Consider the following 19,381-nt stretch of genomic DNA (forward strand, 5'->3'; position numbering starts at 1 on the left):
GGGTGGCCGGGTGATTTACCCGGCACGAATCGCCTCAGCCCGTTCCCACACAGTGCACGGCGATACCTGTGCGGCGGCCCCTACACGCCTTTTGCGCGTTTGGCTTGCATTTCTTTTCAAGGCGCCACTTGATTAGGCAGCCTAACATATGGGAAGATCGCCGCAATCAGGAACGAGGCCTTGGGAGAGGCAGATGAACGAGACTGCGCAACTTGCACCGATCGAGGACTCTGTCCGCCGCGCGCCCGCGCTGATCCGCTATCTGGGCGAGGGGGACTACGTCACGCGGCGCTATGTCTCCCAAGGCGCGGAGATGAATACCGGGGACTATTTCGATTACCCCTGCGAAGTGCGCGACGGAATGACCATCCGCGATCACTTCACGCTCGACGTGCACGGCTTCGTGCTCGGCAATCATCGCTCGTCCATTGCCGACTTTCATGACAGGCCAGCGGTCGATGCGGCCTATCTTGCCGAAGTCGAGCAACTGGTGACGCGCCTTTCCGGGGCGAGCCGCACTGCTGCCCAAGGGTGGATGATCCGGACGTCAGCCGATCTTTCGGCAAGGGCAAAGCAAAAGGTGGAAGGGTACAAGCACTCCGGCGGCATCCAGCCCCCGGCTGGCGAAGCGCACGTTGATTACAACGAGATCACCGGGCGTCGCGCTGCCGCCCGGGTCTATGCCGACCGGTTTCCCGACGGGCCGGGGTACAAGCGCTACATCTGCTTTTCGCTGTGGCGCACGTTCTCCCCCGGCCCGCAGGACTGGCCGCTGGCAGTATGCGATGGGCGTACGGTGCGTGACGAGGAAACGGCATCGAACACGCTGTTCGTAGTCGACGAATTTCCCACGGGCGATGCCCTGACCGCGCCCGTCGAAGGCGAGGACCAGATGATCGCAGCCACGATCTTTCGCCATCGCGAACGGCATCGCTGGTGGTATTTCTCGAACATGCAGACCGATGACGTCCTGCTGTTCAAGTTCCAGGACAGCGACCATTCTGTGACTTGGCGCTGCCCGCACACGGCGTTTCACGATACCAGCCTGCCCGATGCGCAGACGCGCGAAAGCATCGAGGTGCGCTGCATCGCCTTTTTCGAATAGTCTCGCGTTATTCGGGGATGGTTGACGCGCGCGCGATTTGGCGACAGGCAGGCGCGCATGATCGATTCCCGCCATTTCCGTAACGTCCTCGGCACCTGGCCCACCGGTGTCTGCGTCATCACTTCGGTCGAGCCGGACGGAACCCGGCACGGTCTGGTCGTGGGCTCGTTCAGTTCGATTTCGCTCGATCCGCCGCTTGTAGGCTTCTTCCCCGACAAGCGATCGAGCACCTGGCCCAAGATCGCGGAAACGGGCCGGTTTTGCGTGAACGTTCTGGGCGCCAACCAGCTGGAGCTGTGCAAGCGCTTCGCGGCCAAGGCCGAAGACAAGTTCGCCGAATTGGCGCACGATCACACGCCGTCGGGGATGCCGCTGCTCGAGGATGCAATTGCCTGGATCGATTGCACGGTCGAGCGGGTCGAGGACATCGGCGATCACTTCCTCGTGGTCGGCGCAGTCGAGGCGCTGGACCGGCGCGAAGAAGGCACGCCGCTGCTGTTCTTCCGGGGCCAATATCACGACGTGACGCAGCTCCCCGCGCTCTGAATTCTGCAGCAATCCTAAAAATTGTTGGTGTTTTTGACTTCCGTCAACGCGGGCTCGGGCGCGCGCGGATAGTCATGACTTCGACGAAGCGGGGTGGATGCACCCCACCGGCCTCCGCCCCGCTTCGGCGATTTCTCCCCAACTCGGGCGGCCCGGCAGAAACGGACCGCCCAATTTTTTCGTGCTTCGGAGAGCCCGAAGACCGATCCTTTTCGCCAATTGCCCGAAATGGTTCGGAATGATAACGAAGCCCCATGTCTTCTTGTGACACCTGCGTCGTTCGTAATCGCGCCATCTGCGCCGGACTCGACAATCGCGAGATTGAATCGCTCAATCAGATGGGCAGGCGACGTACGGTCACGGCGGGTGAGCCGCTGATCTGGGAAGACGATGACTCGCTGCTCGTCGCCAACGTCATCGAGGGCGTGCTCAAGCTGACCACCAGCACTGAAGACGGGCGCGAGCAGATCGTCGGTGTTGCCTACCCTTCCGATTTCATCGGCCGTCCTTTCGGCCAGACCAGCAGCGCCAGCGTGGTCGCGCTGACAGACGCGCGGGTCTGCGTGTTCTCGCGCAACGATTTTGACCGCTTCGCCCGCGAACATCCCGAGCTTGAGCACAAGCTGCTGGAGCGCACCCTGGCCGAACTCGACCGTACGCGGTCGTGGATGATGCTGCTGGGGCGCAAGAACGCATCGGAAAAGATCGCGACCTTCCTGCTCGAGATGTCGGACAGACTGGCCGAGACCGGCTGCACCCCGGCGTTCGGCCCGGCCAAGCGCTTTTCCCTGCCGTTCTCGCGCCAGCAGGTGGCCGATGTGCTGGGCCTGACGATCGAGACGGTCAGCCGTCAGTTCACCAAGCTCAAGAACGACGGCGTGATCGAACTGCCTTCGCGTCGTGAGGTCGAGATTCTCAACCGGCAGGCGTTGGTCTCGCTGGCGGGCTGATCCCGGCCTCCAAGGCTTCGGATGCGAAAAAGGCCGGCCCCTTGCGGGACCGGCCTTTTTCTTGTCCGACCGAGAAGATCAGAACGATTTGCGCACGGTCATGCCGATCTTGCGCGGCGTGCCGACGTTGTAGCCGAGACGTGCACGGCCACCGCGTTCGCGGTCCAGCGAAAGCAACGGCGTTTCGTTGAACAGGTTGTTGGCATAGACGAGGACCGAAAGGCCGTTTTCCCAGTTCAGACCCGCCGAAATGTTGACGAGGTTGTAGCTGGGCAGCTGGTAGGATCCGAAGTTGTAGTTGCCACTGCCATAGGCGCCGGTTGCCGGATTGAAGAACAGCGAGTTGCTGAATACGCCCGCGCCGGCTTCCTGATCCGAGGGCTGGGTAAAGCGGTTGCCGACATGCTGGAAGCTGGCATTGGCCGAGAAGTCCATGCCATTCGAGACTTCGGTCGTATAGCCCGCAGTTGCCGACATCTGGAATTTCGGCACGGTCGGCAGGCGGTTGCCGTCACGGATTCCCGCAATGATCGCGCCGGTGCCATCCTTGACGCTGCTGTCGAACTGCGATTCGATCACCGAGCCGTTGACCGCGAGCGAGAAGCCCATGCCAAGCTCGGCAGCGAGTTCCATTTCAACGCCGGTGGTGTGGGCCTTCGGCACATTGAACACCACGCGCGACGAGCAGCTTCCGGCGTCGGCCGTGACCTGCAGGTTGCGGATGTCGTTGTAGAACGCAGCCGCATTGAAGGTGACGGGGCCGCTGGCGAGCTTCACGCCTGCCTCATAGTTCCACAGGCTTTCGTCCTTGTAGGTCTGGCTGTTGCCGAAGATGACCTTGTCGTTGGCCGAGCAGAGCGGCAGGTTCAGCGGGTCGTTCACGCCACCAAGACGGAAGCCCTTCGAAGCCTGCAGGTTGATCGAGAGATCCCGGCTCGGCTGATAGCTGACGATGAAGCGGGGGTTGAACCCGTCGCTCTTGGTCTTGTCGGCAATCCGGCGGTCACCGTTGGCGAAGACGCCGCCCGAGATGAAGTCGCGCGATTCCTTGAAGTCGTAGTAGCGGCCGCCGGCGGTCATCTTGAAATCGCCGATCTTGTAGCTGGCTTCACCGAAGATCGCGAACTGCTCGATGTCGTAAGGGATATCGGCGTTGTACGGCGAGTTCGCGGGGAACCCGTTGGCGATTGCCGCATCGGTCGACACGAACGGGGTCCGCAACGCCGGATTGGCGTTGGGAACGCGGCACGTATTTTCGGCCTGGCAGAGGGCGGCCAGGAACAGGTTGCCGAAGGCGTCGTAACCCGGGGTGGGCAGGCGCTGTGCGTATTTGCGGTCGATCTTGCTGTAGAACCCGCCAAGGACCCACTGGAGCGGACCCTTGCCTGACGAGGCAAGGCGCACTTCCTGCGTCCAGGTCTTCAGCTTGGTGCCATCGCGCAGGTTTGAAGGCAGGTTTGCGCCCGGTGCCACAAGCGGTTCCAGACCGGCGAACGACACCGATACCGAACCAGTCAGGGCCGAAGCATCGCGGCTGACCAGAATATCGCGGTTGATATAGGTCGTGACGCTGGTGACCTCGATCGAATCCGAAACGGGCGCCGAGATCGTGAGATCAGCCAAGGTGGTCTTGTCGCGGAAGCCTTCGCGCAGCTTCAGGTACTGCGTGTTTTCCGGCAGCGCGGGAGCGCCGGCCAGTGGGCTCTGGTAGAAGTGGTACACGTCCGCGCGGTTGAAGCCGTTGGTCTTGATGTCCTGGTAGACGATGCGCGGGGTAATCTTCACGCCGGCGACAGGCTCGAACAGAACTGCCGCACGCACGCCGTAGCGTTCGCCGTCGTTGATGTTCTTGCCGGCAGCCGGGCCGACTGCGTTGATGAAGCCGGCAAAGTGCTCGCCATAGCCGACGACGCGCAGCGCGGCGTTCTCGCCCAGCGGCACGTTGACCGCGCCCTTGGCCGAATAGCCGACATCGCCGCCATCGAGCACGTTGACGTCAGCAGCGATCTGGCCTTCGGTCTGGCCCAGCTTCGGCTGGTTGGTGATGTAGCGGACAGTGCCGCCGACCGAGCCGGAACCGAACAGCGTGCCTTGCGGGCCGCGCAGCGTCTCCACGCGATTGAGGTCGAACAGGTCGAAATCGGGCGTGAACAGCGAGAGCGAGGTGACGGATTCGTCGAGGTAGATGCCGACCTGTTCCTTCACGCCCGGCTGGTCGCGGACGATCTGGCCTGCGGAAACGCCGCGTACCGAAACCTGGCTCTGGCCGGGCCCGAGGTTCTGGACAGTGAGGCCAGCGACCGAGCGCGAAATGTCCTCGATCGAGGTGGCGCCGGTCTTCTCGATATCGGCTGCGGTCTGCGCGTTCACCGAGAACGGCACTTCCTGGATGGTCTGGGCGCGCTTGGTGGCGGTGACGACGATTTCGTTGCCGGTGCCGCCGTCTTCAGCCTGTGCTTCATCGGCGGACTGGGCAAGGGCGGGCGTCGCGATCACCAGCGAGGCGACGGACGAGAGCAGAATCCTGCGAATGCGGGCTGGGTTAGCCATTGTTGTATCCTCCCAAAATGGCGCAAATGTCGTTGCGATGGCAACTTGTTCGTTGACAAGCGCTGGAGTTCCCATGCGCCAGGGCAACGGGTCGGCGCAATCAGGCTTTGGGGAAGTTCCGCCTATTCAGCCACACCTGTGGCGGCGGCGCAACAGGCCTGAAACGCCCTGAAATGTTGGGATTCGTAAGTTCGACAAACAAAAAAGTGGCGGGCAGGAAACCAGCGAGGCGATCCCAGAACCTCGTGATCTCCTGCCCGCCGTCCCCAGATCCGACGCGCGTGGGGGGCGCCGGACGGGAAGGGGATTTCGTCAGAAGCGGTAGGCCAGCCCGGCGCTCACGACCCACGGGTCAAGCGAGTGCTTGGTGGTCAGGACTTCGGCATTGCCCGCGTAGAAATGCGCGGTCGTGTCCTGGAAGTACTTCTTGGCATCGATGCTGACGCCAAGGCCCTTGTCGTTGACGGGGATATCCACGCCGGCCTGAAGAGCAAAGCCGACTTCGTTGGACATCTTCACCTTGGTCACGCCGAGGCCGGTGATGCTCGAGCCGGGCTTCTCCCCGAAGATCAGGAACATCGACGGACCTGCACCGACATAGGGCTTGATTCCGCCGCCCAGCGGCAGGTGATACTTCAGCGTCAACGTGGCCGGCAGGACCAACACGTGATCAACGATGTTGGTTGCTGGCGCGAGGGCACCGACGCCGCTGACATGGTGCTGGGTGAAGCAGCAGATCGTCTCGGCCGAGATGTTCGGCGTCAGAAAATACTCGACCGCAAGCGTCGGCACGTAGTTGTCGTTGGCCTTGGTCTGTGCGCCGGTGGTCAGGCCCAGCGGGTCGTTCTTCACTTCCACGATCTTGCCGTCCGGAAGCACGCCGGTGCCGAGCACCTTGACCTGCAACTTGCCTTCGGCCGAGCCGGCAAGGGCCGGTGCCGGTGCAAGCGCGGCGGCTGCGAAGGCCAGGGGCAGGGCGGCGGTAATCAGCTTCTTCATTGCTCTTGTCCTGCGCCACGGATGGCCAGCCCCTCGCTGGCCCCAGATCGTCCATGGCTTGGACAGCCTGATGCACCGCACCGAATCATCAGACATTGACGAAGCGCAAAAATGCGAAATCGCGATCTTCGACCAAAGTATAAGACTGATTTTGCGTGATTTGACTCCGATCAATGTTCCTTCCCTCCCGTGGGTGCAGCGCGACATGCACATCACTCATGGAAGGGAAGGCTCCATGGAATCGGCACTATCGCGCACAGGGCTATGGCTCGTTGCGCTCCTTATCGCCGTCGCCGCCTGCGCTGCAGCCGTCGACACGGGTTTCGCGATCCACATGGGCATCGTCGCGCTCGCCTGCATCCTCGGGCTGATCGTCACGCTGCGCGGGGTGGATCTGTCCAAGGCCATCCTGGCCCCAGACCAGGGCCGCTATGACGACGACGTGATCCGCTGGGGCGTGATCGCGACAGTCTTCTGGGGCATGGCCGGGTTCCTGGCCGGACTCTACATAGCATTGCAACTGGCGCTGCCGGTGCTGAACCTCGGTCTGGAATGGACCGCTTTCGGCCGCCTGCGGCCCTTGCATACTTCTGCGGTCATCTTCGCTTTCGGAGGCAACGCGCTGATCGCCACGTCGTTCTACGTCGTGCAGCGCACTTGCCGGGCGAGGCTGGCCTTCCCCGGCCTCGCCCGTTTCGTGTTCTGGGGATACCAGCTGTTCATCGTGCTGGCGGCAACCGGCTACCTGCTCGGCATCACGCAGGGCAAGGAATACGCCGAGCCGGAATGGTACGTCGACCTGTGGTTGACCATCGTCTGGGTGGCCTACCTCGCGGTCTTCGTCGGCACGATCGTCAAGCGCACCGAACCGCACATCTACGTGGCGAACTGGTTCTACCTGTCGTTCATCGTCACCGTGGCGATGCTGCACATCGTCAACAACCTGAACTGGCCCGTCAGCTTCGTCGGCAGCCGCAGCTACCCGATTTTCGCAGGCGTGCAGGGCGCGCTGGTGCAATGGTGGTACGGCCACAACGCGGTCGGCTTCTTCCTCACCGCCGGCTTCCTGGCGATGATGTACTACTTCGTCCCGAAGCAGGCCGAACGCCCGGTCTATTCCTACCGCCTGTCGATCATCCACTTCTGGGCGCTGATCTTCCTCTACATCTGGGCAGGTCCGCACCACCTCCACTACACCGCGCTGCCCGACTGGGCGCAGACGCTGGGCATGGTCTTCTCGGTCATGCTGTGGATGCCGAGCTGGGGCGGCATGATCAACGGCCTGATGACGCTCAACGGCGCCTGGGACAAGGTCCGCACCGATCCGATCATTCGCATGATGGTCATGGCGCTCGCCTTCTACGGCATGAGCACCTTCGAAGGCCCGATGATGTCGATCAAGTCGGTCAACAGCCTGTCGCACTATACCGACTGGACCATCGGCCACGTTCACTCCGGCGCGCTGGGCTGGAACGGCATGATCACTTTCGCCGCGGTCTATTACCTCGTGCCGCGCCTGTGGAACCGTGAACGCCTCTACAGCTTGCGCATGGTCAACTGGCACTTCTGGCTCGCGACCGTGGGCATCGTGTTCTACGCCGCTTCGATGTGGGTGGCAGGCATCACCCAAGGCCTGATGTGGCGCGAATATGGCGCTGACGGCTACCTGGTGAACAGCTTTGCCGAAACCGTCCTTGCGCTCAAGCCGATGTTCTTCCTGCGCGCCTTCGGTGGCCTGCTGTACCTCGCAGGGGCCGTGGTCATGACGATCAACGTCTGGCGCACGATCCTCGGCCATCTGCGTGACGAAGCGCCGATGAGCGACGCCGCCTACGATCCCGAAAAGGACCGTCCGATCCTCGCCGCGCCTGCCGCAGCCTGATCAGACGCATCCGGAGAAAATCCCATGACGACAATCGTGGAAAAGCACAAGAAACTGGAGCGCAACGTGACGCTCCTCGGGCTCGCGGCCTTTGCCGCGGTGACCGTTGGCGGCATCGTCGAGATTGCCCCGCTGTTCTGGATCGACAACACGATCGAGAAGGTGGACGGCATGCGCCCCTACACGCCGCTCGAGCAGGCCGGACGCGACATCTATGTCCGTGAAGGCTGCTACGTTTGCCACAGCCAGATGATCCGTCCGTTCCGTGACGAGGTCGAGCGCTACGGCCACTACAGCCTCGCTGCGGAATCGATGTACGACCATCCGTTCCAGTGGGGCTCCAAGCGCACCGGGCCAGACCTGGCCCGCGTCGGCAATCGCTACTCCGACGAATGGCACGTGCAGCACCTGAAAGATCCGCGCGCCGTGGTGCCGGAATCAATCATGCCCACGTACGCGCATCTGGCCGACCATGACCTGAACCCGGGCGACATGACGGCAGAGCTGCGCACGCTCTACCAGATCGGCGTGCCCTACTCGAAGACCGACATCGACAAGGCCAACGAGGACCTCAAGACCCAGGCCGATCCCGACGCCGATGCCAGCGATCTGCTCAAGCGCTATCCCAAGGCTCAGGCGCGCGACTTTGATGGCGATCCGAAGCGCCTGACCGAGATGGATGCGCTTGTCGCCTATCTTCAGATGCTCGGCACGCTGGTCGACGTGAATGCCCCTGCCGCGCAGGAGAAGCTCGCGAAGGAGAAGGGTCGATGAGCACCCACTCCACCTACGACCTGCTGCGGCACCTCGCCGACAGCTGGGGGCTTGTGGTCATGACGGCGATTTTCCTGGGGCTGAGCGCATGGCCGTTCCGTCCCGGCGCCAAGCCGCTGAACCGCGAAGCCGCGAACTCGATCTTCAAGGACGAAACCGATGTCTAAGCAGCGCATCGACGACGCAACCGGCGTCGAAACCGTCGGCCACGAATGGGACGGCATCGAGGAACTGAACAATCCGCTGCCGCGCTGGTGGCTGTGGAGCTTCTACGCCTGCATCGCCTTTTCCATCGCCTACTGCGTGGTCTATCCGGCCTGGCCGATGATCGACAAGGCGACGGCAGGAACCTTCGGCTGGACCAGCCGCGGCCAGCTCGATCAGGAAATGAAGGCAGAAGCCGCCCGCAAGGCGGGCCTCATGGCAGAGCTCGACAAGGCCTCGATCGAACAGATCGCTTCCGATCCGCGCCTGCGCCGCGCCGCGATCGACGGCGGCCGCGCCGCGTTCAAGGTCAACTGCATCCAGTGCCATGGCAATGGCGCGGCTGGCAGTGCGGGTTATCCCAACCTCAACGACGACGACTGGCTGTGGGGCGGCGACGTTGCCACGATCCACCAGACGCTTGTGCATGGCGTGCGCCAGCCCGGCGACGACGCCACGCGCATGAGCCAGATGCCAGCCTTCGGGCGCGATGGCATACTGACTCCGGCGCAGGTGCAGGACGTGGTCAGCCATGTCCGCGTGATCAGCGGACAGGAAAAGCCGAGCGGCTCTTCGCAGCGCGGTGCCGAAATCTTCGCCGCCAACTGCGTCGCTTGCCACGGGACCAACGGGGAGGGCGGACGGGCCTTCGGCGCGCCGAAGCTTGACGATGCGATCTGGCTCTACGGTGGTGACCGCAAGGCGCTGACCCAGACGGTGACCAACGCCCGATACGGGGTGATGCCATCGTGGGGTGCGCGTCTCGATCCGGTGACGGTGAAGATGCTGGCCACTTACGTCCACTCGCTGGGTGGCGGCGAGGAAGCTCCGGCTCCTGCCGCTGATCCTGCCGCTCCCGACCCTGCTGCAGCCCCCGCTGCTGCCAAATAACCCGAACACAGGACAACACGGTCATGACTGCGCACGATCCCAAACTCCGCGCGGACCACTCGAATGAAATCGGCCTTTACGAAAAGCGCAAAGGCGTTTTCCCGAAGGCCATCAACGGACCATTCCGCCGTTTCAAGTGGCTGGTCATGATCGTGTGCCTGGGCATCTACTGGGGCACGCCGTGGATCCGCTGGGACCGCGGCCCCTACGCGCCCGACCAGGCGGTGCTGATCGATCTCGCACATCGCCGGTTCTTCATGTTCGACATCGAAATCTGGCCGCACGAATTCTATTTCGTGGCGGGCCTGTTGATCATGGCCGGCATCGGCCTGTTCCTCGTCACCTCGGCGGTGGGCCGCGCGTGGTGCGGCTATGCCTGCCCGCAGACGGTGTGGACCGACCTGTTCCAGCACGTCGATCGCTTCGTTGACGGTGACCGCAACGCGCAACTGCGCCTGCAGAAGGCTCCGTGGACCGCGGCGAAGATTGGCAAGCGCGCGCTCAAGTGGACGATCTATCTCGCGATCAGCTTTGCCACCGGCGGCGCGTGGATCTTCTACTTCGCCGACGCGCCGACGCTACAGTACGAGTTCTGGACCGGCACTGCCGCGCCCGTCGCCTATGCCACCACCTTCGTCCTGACGATGACCACGTTCATCTTCGGCGGTTTCATGCGCGAGCAGGTGTGCATCTATATGTGCCCCTGGCCGCGTATCCAGACGGCCATGCTCGACGAGAAGAGCCTGATCGTCACTTACAAGGACTGGCGCGGCGAACCGCGCGGTTCGGTCAAGAGCGCGGTCAAGGCGGCAACTCCGCTGGGCGATTGCATCGACTGCATGCAGTGCGTCGCGGTCTGCCCCACCGGCATCGACATTCGCGAAGGGCCGCAGATCGGCTGCATCACCTGCGCGCTGTGCATCGACGCCTGCGACAAGGCCATGGCCGACGTCGGCCGCCCGCGCGGCCTGATCGACTACTGCACACTGGTCGATGCCGAGAAGGAGAAGCGGGGAGAGGAACCGACGCCGGTCCTCAAGACCATGTTCCGTCCGCGAACGCTGATCTACCTCGGCGTGTGGTCGGCGATCGGCGCGGCCATGCTGTTCATGCTCGGCCAGCGCGCGCGGCTCGACATCTCCGTCGCCAAGGATCGCAACCCGGAGTTCGTGACGCTGTCTGACGGGACGATCCGCAACGCCTACACGATCAAGCTGCGCAACATGGAAGAGCGCCCGCGCAACTTCCGCGTCGCTCTGGAAGGCCTCGAAGGCGCGGCCATGTTCACCGACGAGATGGACGCTGCCGCCGCCAAGCGCGATCTAACGTTCCGCGTCCCCGCCGACACCACGCAACGCCTGCGCATCTACGTCGTCGACCAGCGCCGTGCTGAACACGGCGAGCACCATCGGGAACACCACGAAGGTCACCACGAACGGGGCCACGGCGAATTCGCCTTCGTACTGACCGCGCCCGACGATGAAGGCGGCACGGACCGCAGCGAAACCAGCTTCACAACTCCGGAAGGACACGGCGAATGACCCAGCGCAGCCGTACCGCTCGCCCGTTCACCGGCAAGCACATCACCCTGATCCTTGTCAGCTTTTTCGGAGTAGTCATCGCCGTCAACGTTCTCATGGCGCGTCTGGCGTCATCCACGTTCGGCGGCGTCGTGGTCGAGAATTCCTATGTCGCCAGCCAGCAGTTCAACGGCTGGCTCAAGGAAGCCAGTGCCGAGCAGGCGCTTGGCTGGAAGGCCGGCATCGCTCGCGACGAACAGGGCAGGGCAGCCATCACCCTGCGTGACAGCACCGGTCAAGCCATCACTGCCGCCCGGGTCACCGCCGTGGCCGAACACCCGCTTGGCCAGCGTCCCGAGACGGACCTGACCCTACGCGAGACCGCACTGGGCACTTACGCCGCTCCGCTGGAAGCCGGCCGCTGGCGCCTGCGCGTGATGGTCGAGGCCGAGGGCAAGGTCTGGCGCACGGTGGGAGAAGTCCTGTGACTGCGCCTTCCCGCCTTCGTGCCGTGCCTGACGATGCGATCCACACCGTCCTTGCGGTTCCGGGGATGCACTGCGCAGGCTGCATGGGCAAGGTCGAGCGCGCGCTAGCCTCGCTCGATGGGGTCGCCAGCGCCCGGACCAACCTCACTGCCCGAACGGTCGACGTGGTCCACGCCCGCCAGGTCGAAATGCCCACGCTGGTCGCCACGCTCGCCGCCACTGGCTTCGAGGCGCAACCGCGCGAGATCGAGGCCGAGCCTGTCTCGGCGGTCAAGCCGCTGCTTGCACCGCTCGGTGTCGCTGCCTTTGCCTGCATGAACGTCATGCTGATGTCGGTCAGCGTCTGGTCCGGCGCCGATGGCACCACGCGGTCGCTGTTCCACTGGGTCTCGGCGATGATCGGCGTGCCGGCCATCGTCTATGCCGGACGCCCGTTCTTCACCTCGGCGTGGAAAGTGCTGCGCCACGGCAGGACCAACATGGACGTGCCGATCTCCATCGGCGTGACCATCGCCACCGGCCTGTCGTTCTACGAAACGCTGACCGGCGGCACTGAGGCATGGTTCGATGGCGTGCTGATGCTGCTGATGTTCCTGCTGGCAGGCCGCGTGCTCGACGCCATGATGCGCGACCGCGCCCGCTCGGGCGTCGATGCACTCCTGCGGCAGGTGGCTACCGGCACTATGGTCGTCGAGGCAGACGGCGCAACCCGCTGGCTCGATACGAAATCGCTGCAGCCCGGCATGCTCATGCGCGTGGCAGCCGGCGAACGCCTCGCCGCCGATGGCGAAGTCCTGCGCGGCACCACCCGCTTCGACCAGTCGCTGCTGACCGGCGAAAGCGCCCCGGTCGAAGCGGCTCCGGGCACGCTGGTCCACGCCGGAACGCTCAACGTCGATGCCCCGGTCGACGTGCGCGTCACTGCCACCGGGCACGACACCGCCCTGTCCGAAATCGCCCGGCTGATGGAAGCGGCAGGCCAGTCGCGCTCGAAGTTCGTGCGCATCGCCGACCGCGCTTCGCGGCTCTACGCGCCCGCTGTCCACACCTTGGCTGCACTGACGTTCGCCGGATGGATGATCGCCGGGGCAGGGGTCTACCAGTCGCTCGTCATCGCCATCGCGGTGCTGATCATCACCTGCCCATGCGCACTCGGCCTCGCCGTGCCGGTGGCGCAAGTCGTCGCGGCAGGCGCGTTGATGAAGAAGGGCATTCTGGTCAAGGACGGTTCCGCGCTCGAACGCATGGCCGAAGTCAACCGCATCCTGCTCGACAAGACCGGCACGCTCACGCTCGGCCGTCCCGTGCCGGATGAGGTCGCGCTCGGTGCGCTGACGGATGCGCAGGCCTCGGTGGCCATGGCCCTTGCCAGCCACAGCCGCCATCCGCTGTCGCTCGGACTGGTCCAGGCGCTTGGTGCACGCGGCGTGCGGGCGGCAGTCCTGGAAAATGTGCGCGAGGAAGCAGGGCAGGGCATCACCGCACGCTGGAACGGTCTGGCGGTCGCGCTGGGCCGTCCTGCCTCGTCGCAAGGCATGGCAACGGCCTTCCGCATCGAAGGCGATGCCGTCCGCGTCATCCCCTTCGCCGACCGCCTGCGCCCCGATGCGCCCGAAGCGCTTGCGCAGTTGCAGGCTCTTGGCGTCGATCCTTCGATCCTGTCGGGCGACTCCGTCCCGGCGGTGGCCGCCGTTGCCCGCGCCACTGGCCTGACGGCGCAAGCCGCCGCCTCTCCGGCCGACAAGCAGGAAGCGCTCCAGCGCCTGCAACGTGTCGGCTGGAAGGTAATGATGGCAGGCGACGGCCTGAACGATGGTCCCGCGCTCGCTGCCGCCAACGCCTCGATCGCGCCCGGCTCGGCCAGCGATGTCGGACGGCAAGCGGCGGACATGGTCTTCACCGGAGAGTCGTTCCTCGCCATCCCCCGCGCGGTCCGAGTCTCGCGGGCGACCATGCGCGTCGTCCGCCAAAACTTCGCGCTCGCCATCGGCTACAACGTGCTGGCCGTGCCGTTGGCCATCCTCGGCCACGTCACCCCGCTGATCGCGGCCGTCGCCATGTCGACCAGTTCGCTGATCGTCGTCGCCAACTCGCTGCGCCTTGCCGGAGAGACGAAATGAACGGCATCGCTTTCATGCTCCCGATCGCGCTCGGCATGGGTCTGTTCGGGCTGGCCGGCTTCTTCTGGGCCCTGAAGCGTGGCCAGTTCAGCGATCTCGATGGCGCTGCGGCGCGCATCCTTATCGAGGAAGAGGATCAGCCATGAGCCGACTCATGCGCTTTCTCGCGCCACTGGCCGTTCTGCAGATGGCCAGCCCCGCGCCGTCGCACGCCAGCGTCATGATGGTCGCCTCCTGCGGCGGCAGCGGTGCGCCAATCCCGATCCGCATCCCCGCCAAGGACGATGGCAGCGAGAATCTGCCCTGCTGCAAGATTTGTCATATCTCAATGCGCAAGCGCGCCAGCGCCGATAGCTGTTGTGACAATGGCGATGACGGAGAAGGCGAAGGCGATGGCTGCTGACATGATGACCGGGCCTGAAGTCTTCGGCCAGTGGACCTATTGGCCCGAGCTGCTCGAACGCCCGGTCCCGCGCTACACCAGCTATCCCACCGCTGCCGAATTCGTCGAGGAGAGCTTCGAGGATCGTCAGCGCGAAGCGTTGCAGGCCCTGCGCGGTACGGTCTCGCTCTATCTCCACATCCCCTACTGCAAGGAAATCTGCTGGTACTGCGGCTGCAATACCGGCGCCGCCAACAAGACCCAGCGCCTCGCTGCGTACATGGAGGCGCTCCACCACGAGATCGATCTGGTCTCGCGCCTGCTGCACCCATCGGTAAAGGTCTCGCGCATTGCTTTCGGCGGCGGCAGCCCCAACGCCATCAAGCCCACCGATTTCGTCCGCCTCGTCGACAAGCTGACTCTCAGCTTCCGTCTCGAGAAGCCGGTCCTGTCGATCGAGCTCGATCCCCGCACGCTGGAGCCGGGCTGGTTCATGGCGATCCGCGGTATCGGCGTGATCAAGGCCAGCCTCGGCGTGCAGACTCTCGATGCTCGCGTCCAGCAGGCCATCGGCCGGGTTCAACCGCGGGACGATATCGAGCGCGCCGTCGCAGGCCTGCGCAAGGCGGGGGTCGATTCCATCAATTTTGACTTGATGTACGGCCTGCCGTTCCAGAACGACGACATTCTCGCCGAAACGCTGGACCAGTCGGTCGCCATGGGTGCCGATCGCTTTGCCCTGTTCGGCTATGCCCATGTGCCCCACATGATCCCCCGCCAGCAGCGGATCGATGCCAGCGAACTGCCGGACCAGCGCGCGCGCTTTCGCATGGCCGCCGAAGGGTATCAGCGTCTGGTCGGTGCCGGGTATCAGGCCGTCGGCTTTGATCATTTCGCTCTGCCGGACGACGATCTTGCCGTTGCCTCGCGCTCGGGCACGTTGCGGCGCAATTTCCAAGGCTTCACTGAAGACCAGTCCGAAGTCCTCATCGGCCTCGGCGCATCCTCGATCAGCGAATTCCCCGAGCTTTACGTGCAAACCGAGAAGAACGCCGGCCGTTACCGCATGCTGGTCGGCGCCGATCAGCTGCCGGGACGCAAGGGGATCGTGCGCACGGCGGAAGATCGCCGTCGCGGCGGGATCATCAACGATATCCTTTGCCGGGGCCGGGCCGAGATCGACGCTGATCTTCTGGCCATGAACCGCAGCCGCCTGGAGCCGTTCGTCGCGCGGGGCCTCGCCCGTCTCGAAGGCAACGTGCTCATCCTCTTGCCGGGCAATGAACCTTACGCCCGGTCAATCGCCTCGGTATTCGATGCCTATCGCACCGGTGAGCGCCAGTTCAGCTCGGCCGTGTGACGTTCCTGCAGTCCTGCGTTTCCCAAGAATAGCTATGCGCCTGCCCTTAGCAGGTGCACAATCCGGCTGAGTCGGGTTAAGCCCGCTTCCATCAAAGGAAGCGCGCAGGCAGTTCTGCGCCAGGGGAGACGCCATGAAGCCGATCGAATCCATCATGCGCACCGCGCCGGTCATCCCGGTTCTGGTGATCGAGGACGTCGACCACGCGCTTCCCGTCGCCCGCGCGCTTGTGAAGGGCGGGCTGCGCGTGCTCGAGGTTACCTTGCGCACGCCTGCCGCGCTCGATGTCATCCACGCGATGAAAGCGGTTGAGGGTGCCATTGTCGGCGCCGGAACGGTGACCAATCCCGACGAGCTCAAGGCTGCCATCGATGCAGGAGCGGAGTTCATCGTCTCGCCCGGCCTCACCGAAAATCTCGGCAAGGCCGCCGTGGCTTCGGGCATCCCGTTCCTGCCGGGCATCGCCTCGGCGGGCGATATCATGCGCGGTCTCGACCTTGGCCTGAACCACTTCAAGTTCTTCCCCGCTTCCACTTCGGGCGGACTTCCCGCGCTCAAGGCGTTGGCTGCGCCGTTCTACCAGTGCAAGTTCTGCCCCACCGGCGGCATTACCGCCGCCACCGCGCCGGAATGGCTGGGTTTCGATCCGGTCCTGTGCGTCGGTGGCAGCTGGGTGGTCGGCAAGGGCACGCCCGATGAAGCAGCGATCGAAGCCGCAGCGCGCGAAGCCTCGGCTTTGGGGAAGTAACGAATTCAAGGGAATACAAGGGCCATGAAGACGGTCGCCAAGCTCAAGGCCAGGTTGCAGAAACTCCATGAGCGGACGGCCGAAACGCCGCTGTTCAACCCGGTCTTCCAGCTCAGCCACGATCTCTCGCGTTCGCTTGAAGGTGGCGAGATTTCCTTGTCCGATATGGACGCGCTGGTTGCCGAGCTGGAGTGCGAGGCGCTGAAGAGCCGTGCAGCGCGCCTCAAGCGCCTTGTCGCGCCGACCTCCGCTACCGAAAACCTCGCGCAGATCGAAGCGCTGAATCCGGAAGAGGCGGGCTTTTCCGAGTTCCGCCAGCGTTGGGAAAAGCCGCTGCTCCACGCGGTATTCACCGCGCACCCAACATTCCTGCTCAGCCCCGCGCAGTCCGACGCTGTTGCCACAGCCGCCCTGTCTGATGATCCGCAGGCCTCGACCGTCTGCACCGTCCCGCACGAAGGCCCGAAGATCACGCTCGAGTTCGAGCATGTCGAAGTCTGCAACGCCATCCAGCGCGCCGCGAAGGCTCGTGACGCGATCAACGCCACGCTGCTCGGCCATGCCCGTCAGCGCTGGCCGGGCCGTTGGCTCGATTTCAGGCCGCTGCCGTTCCGCTTCGCCACCTGGGTCGGCTATGACATGGATGGCCGCACCGATATCGGGTGGACCACGTCTATCGCCTTCCGCCTGCGCGAGAAGGCGCTGCGGCTGGGCAGCTATGCGGCGTCGCTGCGCGCGATCGACGATTCCCACCCGCTGCTCGCCACGCTCGATGCCGCTCACGCTCATTCATCCGAGATGGCCGAGCTCTTCTCCTCGCCGCTCGACAGCCCCGAAGCGCTTGCCGCCGCCGCCAACCGCCTGAGCGCGGACGATGATGCCAAGCTGCTCAGCCTTGCTCCGCTGATCGAGTCGCTGGAAAGCGAAGCGAAGAAGGCCGACGAGGCCAAGTCCATCCCGCTTGCCACGCTCGCCGCGGCGATGCGCGCCGATGGCCTCGGCATCGGCTGGATCCACTTCCGCGTGAACTCGTCGCAGCTGCTCAATGCGCTGCGCCGCCGGATCGACCCGGAAGGCACGCTCGATCTCGGCAGCAAGAGCGCGCTGTCGCGCCTGCGCGAACTCCTGGCCGACGTGAAGCCGCTGCGCGTCAACTTCGGCGCGCTCGCGATCGAGACCAGCACCGCTATGCGCCAGTTCCTGGTCATGGCGAAGATGCTTCAGCACATCGACGCCGATGCGCCGATCCGCATGTTGATCGCCGAATGCGAACAACCGCAGACGGTTCTGGCCGCGCTCTATTTCGCCAAGCTGTTCGGCATCGAAGGCAAGGTCGACGTCTCCCCCCTGTTCGAGACCGAGACCGCGCTGGAACACGGTGGCCGCTTCCTCGAAGCTTTGCTGTCCGAGGAATCCTACCGCAGCTACGCCCGGAAGCGCGGTCGCGTTTCGATCCAGACCGGCTTTTCCGACGCTGGCCGCTTCATGGGGCAAATCCCCGCAGCGCTCGCCATCGAACGCCTGCAGGGCCGCCTTGCCGAAGCGATGAAGGCCAACGGCCTGACCGACGTCGCCGCGCTGATCTTCAATACCCATGGCGAATCCATGGGCCGCGGCGCACATCCCTCGGGATTTGCCGACCGCCTGACCTGGCCGCTGTCCGGCTGGGCGCGCCGCCGTTTTGCCCGCGCTGGCGTGACGATCGAGCCGGAAGCGAGCTTTCAGGGTGGCGACGGCTACCTGTTCTTCCGCAACGATGAACTCGCCCTCGCTACGCTTACCCGCATTGCCGAGCACGAGGCGCGCGATCAGGATCTTTCGGCCAAGGACCCGTTCTACGACCGCACCGATCTCAGCCTCGATTTCTACCGCTCGATCCGCCGCGTTCAGCGCGAACATCTTGAAAGCGCGACCTATTCGCGGGCGTTGACGGCGTTCGGTCTGGGCCTCCTCAAAGGCACGGGCAGCCGTGTCTCGCGCCGCCAGTCCGACATTGGCGCCGACCGCACGATGAGCCTGCGTCAGATCCGCGCGATCCCGCACAACGCGATCCTCCAGCAGATCGGCTATCCGGTGAACGTCATCGCCGGAGCAGGGACCGCTGCCGGCGAGGAGATGGAGTCGGTCGCCGAACTGCTCGGGCGCTCCGAACGTGGCAACCAGCTGGTGCGCCTGCTGCGCGCCGCCAACGGTCTCGCCTCGATCAAGACCGTGGCCGCTCATGGTGAGCTGTTCAACTCTGCCTACTGGGCCAGCCGTCCCTATCGCGGCACCGAAACCGCGCTGGAAGGCGCATGTCTCGCGCTTGCCGAATACCTGACCAAGGATGACAGGTCTGGGGTCTTCCGCCGCCTGACCTCGCGCTTGCGGGTCGATTGGATGAAGGTCCACCGCCTGCTCTCGCTCGTGCCCGGGCAAAAGGCCGGACGCGATGCCGCGCAGGACGCCGACCGCCGCAACATCGGCCTGCTGCAATCGGTGCGCCTTGCCCTGCTGATGCACATGTTCATCCGCGCTGTTCAGGTCCCGCCGTTCGCCCGCTCGAACGACGTCAGCCGCGAGGACGTGCTGGAAATGGTCCTGTCGCTCCGCGTGGACGACGCGCTCGCCCAGCTGCGCCGCGCTTATCCGGTGATCGAGCCCGAAATCACCGATTTCCCGGTGGACGAGCCGACCGATTATCCCGACCATCGCGGCGAGGACTACGGCGCCATCCGCGCCCGCTTCATCGACCCGATCGACCGCGCCCACGCCCTCAACATCCGCGTCGCCGTCGCCATCGCCAACTACTTCGGCGCCCACGGGTAACTGAGAATCCTCCCCATTTTTCCGCAGGACGAATGGGCCAGATACCTATGATCC

At 64.4% G+C, this 19,381-nt stretch carries 17 protein-coding genes; 15 read left to right on the forward strand and 2 right to left on the reverse strand.

Translation table 11 applies throughout. The features are described from left to right. Window positions 1-193 precede the first annotated feature (193 nt). The 3 genes from HGI46_RS18910 (at window position 194) to HGI46_RS18920 (ending at window position 2,601) form a co-directional block, all read left to right on the forward strand. Window positions 194-1,105 (forward strand): CmcJ/NvfI family oxidoreductase, encoded by a 912-nt coding sequence (locus tag HGI46_RS18910; RefSeq protein WP_168905418.1) that lies wholly within the window; start codon window positions 194-196, stop codon window positions 1,103-1,105. Window positions 1,106-1,162: 57 nt separating this feature from the next. After that, window positions 1,163-1,651, forward strand: a complete 489-nt coding sequence (locus HGI46_RS18915) for a flavin reductase family protein (protein WP_168905419.1) — start codon at window positions 1,163-1,165, stop codon at window positions 1,649-1,651. Window positions 1,652-1,905: 254 nt separating this feature from the next. Then, window positions 1,906-2,601, forward strand: coding sequence for a Crp/Fnr family transcriptional regulator (locus tag HGI46_RS18920; protein ID WP_168905420.1), 696 nt, complete (start codon window positions 1,906-1,908; stop codon window positions 2,599-2,601). Between the two features lie 78 nt (window positions 2,602-2,679). Here the strand turns inward: HGI46_RS18920 and HGI46_RS18925 are convergent, their stop codons facing one another. Both HGI46_RS18925 and HGI46_RS18930 read right to left on the reverse strand, forming a co-directional pair. Beyond that, a complete protein-coding gene (locus HGI46_RS18925) occupies window positions 2,680-5,151 on the reverse strand; it encodes a TonB-dependent receptor (protein ID WP_168905421.1) in 2,472 nt (823 codons plus the stop codon). 312 nt (window positions 5,152-5,463) lie between these two features. Then, a complete protein-coding gene (locus HGI46_RS18930) occupies window positions 5,464-6,150 on the reverse strand; it encodes an OmpW family outer membrane protein (RefSeq protein WP_118074201.1) in 687 nt (228 codons plus the stop codon). Window positions 6,151-6,385: 235 nt separating this feature from the next. Between HGI46_RS18930 and ccoN the strand changes: the two genes are divergently transcribed. The 12 genes from ccoN to HGI46_RS18990 all read left to right on the forward strand — a co-directional run bounded on the left by ccoN (window position 6,386) and on the right by HGI46_RS18990 (window position 19,327). Beyond that, window positions 6,386-8,032 carry a cytochrome-c oxidase, cbb3-type subunit I gene (ccoN, locus tag HGI46_RS18935; protein WP_118074808.1) on the forward strand — a complete coding sequence of 549 codons (1,647 nt, stop codon included), beginning with the start codon at window positions 6,386-6,388 and terminating at the stop codon, window positions 8,030-8,032. A 24-nt stretch (window positions 8,033-8,056) separates the two neighbouring features. After that, complete coding sequence (ccoO, locus tag HGI46_RS18940; protein WP_168905422.1) at window positions 8,057-8,806, forward strand: cytochrome-c oxidase, cbb3-type subunit II; 750 nt, start codon at window positions 8,057-8,059, stop codon at window positions 8,804-8,806. Beyond that, window positions 8,803-8,973 carry a cbb3-type cytochrome c oxidase subunit 3 gene (locus HGI46_RS18945; RefSeq protein ID WP_118074199.1) on the forward strand — a complete coding sequence of 57 codons (171 nt, stop codon included), beginning with the start codon at window positions 8,803-8,805 and terminating at the stop codon, window positions 8,971-8,973. Before ccoO ends, HGI46_RS18945 begins: the two co-directional genes overlap by 4 nt. After that, a complete protein-coding gene (gene ccoP / locus HGI46_RS18950) occupies window positions 8,966-9,901 on the forward strand; it encodes a cytochrome-c oxidase, cbb3-type subunit III (protein ID WP_168905423.1) in 936 nt (311 codons plus the stop codon). Before HGI46_RS18945 ends, ccoP begins: the two co-directional genes overlap by 8 nt. A gap of 23 nt (window positions 9,902-9,924) precedes the next feature. After that, window positions 9,925-11,442, forward strand: a complete 1,518-nt coding sequence (ccoG, locus tag HGI46_RS18955) for a cytochrome c oxidase accessory protein CcoG (protein WP_168905424.1) — start codon at window positions 9,925-9,927, stop codon at window positions 11,440-11,442. Beyond that, the gene (locus HGI46_RS18960) at window positions 11,439-11,909 is read left to right on the forward strand and encodes a FixH family protein (RefSeq protein WP_168905425.1); all 471 of its coding nucleotides are present in this window, start codon (window positions 11,439-11,441) and stop codon (window positions 11,907-11,909) included. The genes ccoG and HGI46_RS18960 overlap by 4 nt, the downstream gene beginning before the upstream one ends. After that, a complete protein-coding gene (locus HGI46_RS18965; protein WP_346766777.1) occupies window positions 11,906-14,029 on the forward strand; it encodes a heavy metal translocating P-type ATPase in 2,124 nt (707 codons plus the stop codon). Before HGI46_RS18960 ends, HGI46_RS18965 begins: the two co-directional genes overlap by 4 nt. Continuing rightward, entirely contained in the window at window positions 14,026-14,175 is a 150-nt protein-coding gene (ccoS, locus tag HGI46_RS18970) for a cbb3-type cytochrome oxidase assembly protein CcoS (protein ID WP_039335141.1), read from the forward strand. Before HGI46_RS18965 ends, ccoS begins: the two co-directional genes overlap by 4 nt. Beyond that, a complete protein-coding gene (locus HGI46_RS18975; RefSeq protein ID WP_162896087.1) occupies window positions 14,172-14,432 on the forward strand; it encodes a hypothetical protein in 261 nt (86 codons plus the stop codon). Before ccoS ends, HGI46_RS18975 begins: the two co-directional genes overlap by 4 nt. Beyond that, window positions 14,422-15,771, forward strand: a complete 1,350-nt coding sequence (gene hemN, locus HGI46_RS18980) for an oxygen-independent coproporphyrinogen III oxidase (protein ID WP_240946891.1) — start codon at window positions 14,422-14,424, stop codon at window positions 15,769-15,771. Before HGI46_RS18975 ends, hemN begins: the two co-directional genes overlap by 11 nt. 133 nt (window positions 15,772-15,904) lie before the next feature. Further along, window positions 15,905-16,519 (forward strand): bifunctional 4-hydroxy-2-oxoglutarate aldolase/2-dehydro-3-deoxy-phosphogluconate aldolase, encoded by a 615-nt coding sequence (gene eda, locus HGI46_RS18985; protein WP_118074194.1) that lies wholly within the window; start codon window positions 15,905-15,907, stop codon window positions 16,517-16,519. A 24-nt stretch (window positions 16,520-16,543) separates the two neighbouring features. Next, the gene (locus HGI46_RS18990) at window positions 16,544-19,327 is read left to right on the forward strand and encodes a phosphoenolpyruvate carboxylase (protein ID WP_168905426.1); all 2,784 of its coding nucleotides are present in this window, start codon (window positions 16,544-16,546) and stop codon (window positions 19,325-19,327) included. Window positions 19,328-19,381: the final 54 nt, after the last annotated feature.

The sequence above is a fragment of the Novosphingobium sp. ERW19 genome, from assembly GCF_012641315.1.
In the GTDB taxonomy this organism is placed as follows: Bacteria; Pseudomonadota; Alphaproteobacteria; order Sphingomonadales; family Sphingomonadaceae; genus Novosphingobium.

Excerpts from the sequence above, each read along its gene's own strand:
- HGI46_RS18910 (WP_168905418.1), top strand. The coding sequence starts at position 194 with ATGAACGAGACTGCGCAACTTGCACCGATCGAGGACTCTGTCCGCCGC.
- eda (WP_118074194.1), top strand. The coding sequence starts at position 15,905 with ATGAAGCCGATCGAATCCATCATGCGCACCGCGCCGGTCATCCCGGTT.
- hemN (WP_240946891.1), top strand. The coding sequence starts at position 14,422 with ATGGCTGCTGACATGATGACCGGGCCTGAAGTCTTCGGCCAGTGGACC.
- HGI46_RS18920 (WP_168905420.1), top strand. The coding sequence starts at position 1,906 with ATGTCTTCTTGTGACACCTGCGTCGTTCGTAATCGCGCCATCTGCGCC.
- HGI46_RS18945 (WP_118074199.1), top strand. The coding sequence starts at position 8,803 with ATGAGCACCCACTCCACCTACGACCTGCTGCGGCACCTCGCCGACAGC.
- HGI46_RS18960 (WP_168905425.1), top strand. The coding sequence starts at position 11,439 with ATGACCCAGCGCAGCCGTACCGCTCGCCCGTTCACCGGCAAGCACATC.
- ccoN (WP_118074808.1), top strand. The coding sequence starts at position 6,386 with ATGGAATCGGCACTATCGCGCACAGGGCTATGGCTCGTTGCGCTCCTT.
- ccoO (WP_168905422.1), top strand. The coding sequence starts at position 8,057 with ATGACGACAATCGTGGAAAAGCACAAGAAACTGGAGCGCAACGTGACG.
- HGI46_RS18915 (WP_168905419.1), top strand. The coding sequence starts at position 1,163 with ATGATCGATTCCCGCCATTTCCGTAACGTCCTCGGCACCTGGCCCACC.
- ccoS (WP_039335141.1), top strand. The coding sequence starts at position 14,026 with ATGAACGGCATCGCTTTCATGCTCCCGATCGCGCTCGGCATGGGTCTG.
- HGI46_RS18925 (WP_168905421.1), bottom strand. The coding sequence starts at position 5,151 with ATGGCTAACCCAGCCCGCATTCGCAGGATTCTGCTCTCGTCCGTCGCC.
- ccoG (WP_168905424.1), top strand. The coding sequence starts at position 9,925 with ATGACTGCGCACGATCCCAAACTCCGCGCGGACCACTCGAATGAAATC.
- ccoP (WP_168905423.1), top strand. The coding sequence starts at position 8,966 with ATGTCTAAGCAGCGCATCGACGACGCAACCGGCGTCGAAACCGTCGGC.
- HGI46_RS18930 (WP_118074201.1), bottom strand. The coding sequence starts at position 6,150 with ATGAAGAAGCTGATTACCGCCGCCCTGCCCCTGGCCTTCGCAGCCGCC.
- HGI46_RS18975 (WP_162896087.1), top strand. The coding sequence starts at position 14,172 with ATGAGCCGACTCATGCGCTTTCTCGCGCCACTGGCCGTTCTGCAGATG.
- HGI46_RS18990 (WP_168905426.1), top strand. The coding sequence starts at position 16,544 with ATGAAGACGGTCGCCAAGCTCAAGGCCAGGTTGCAGAAACTCCATGAG.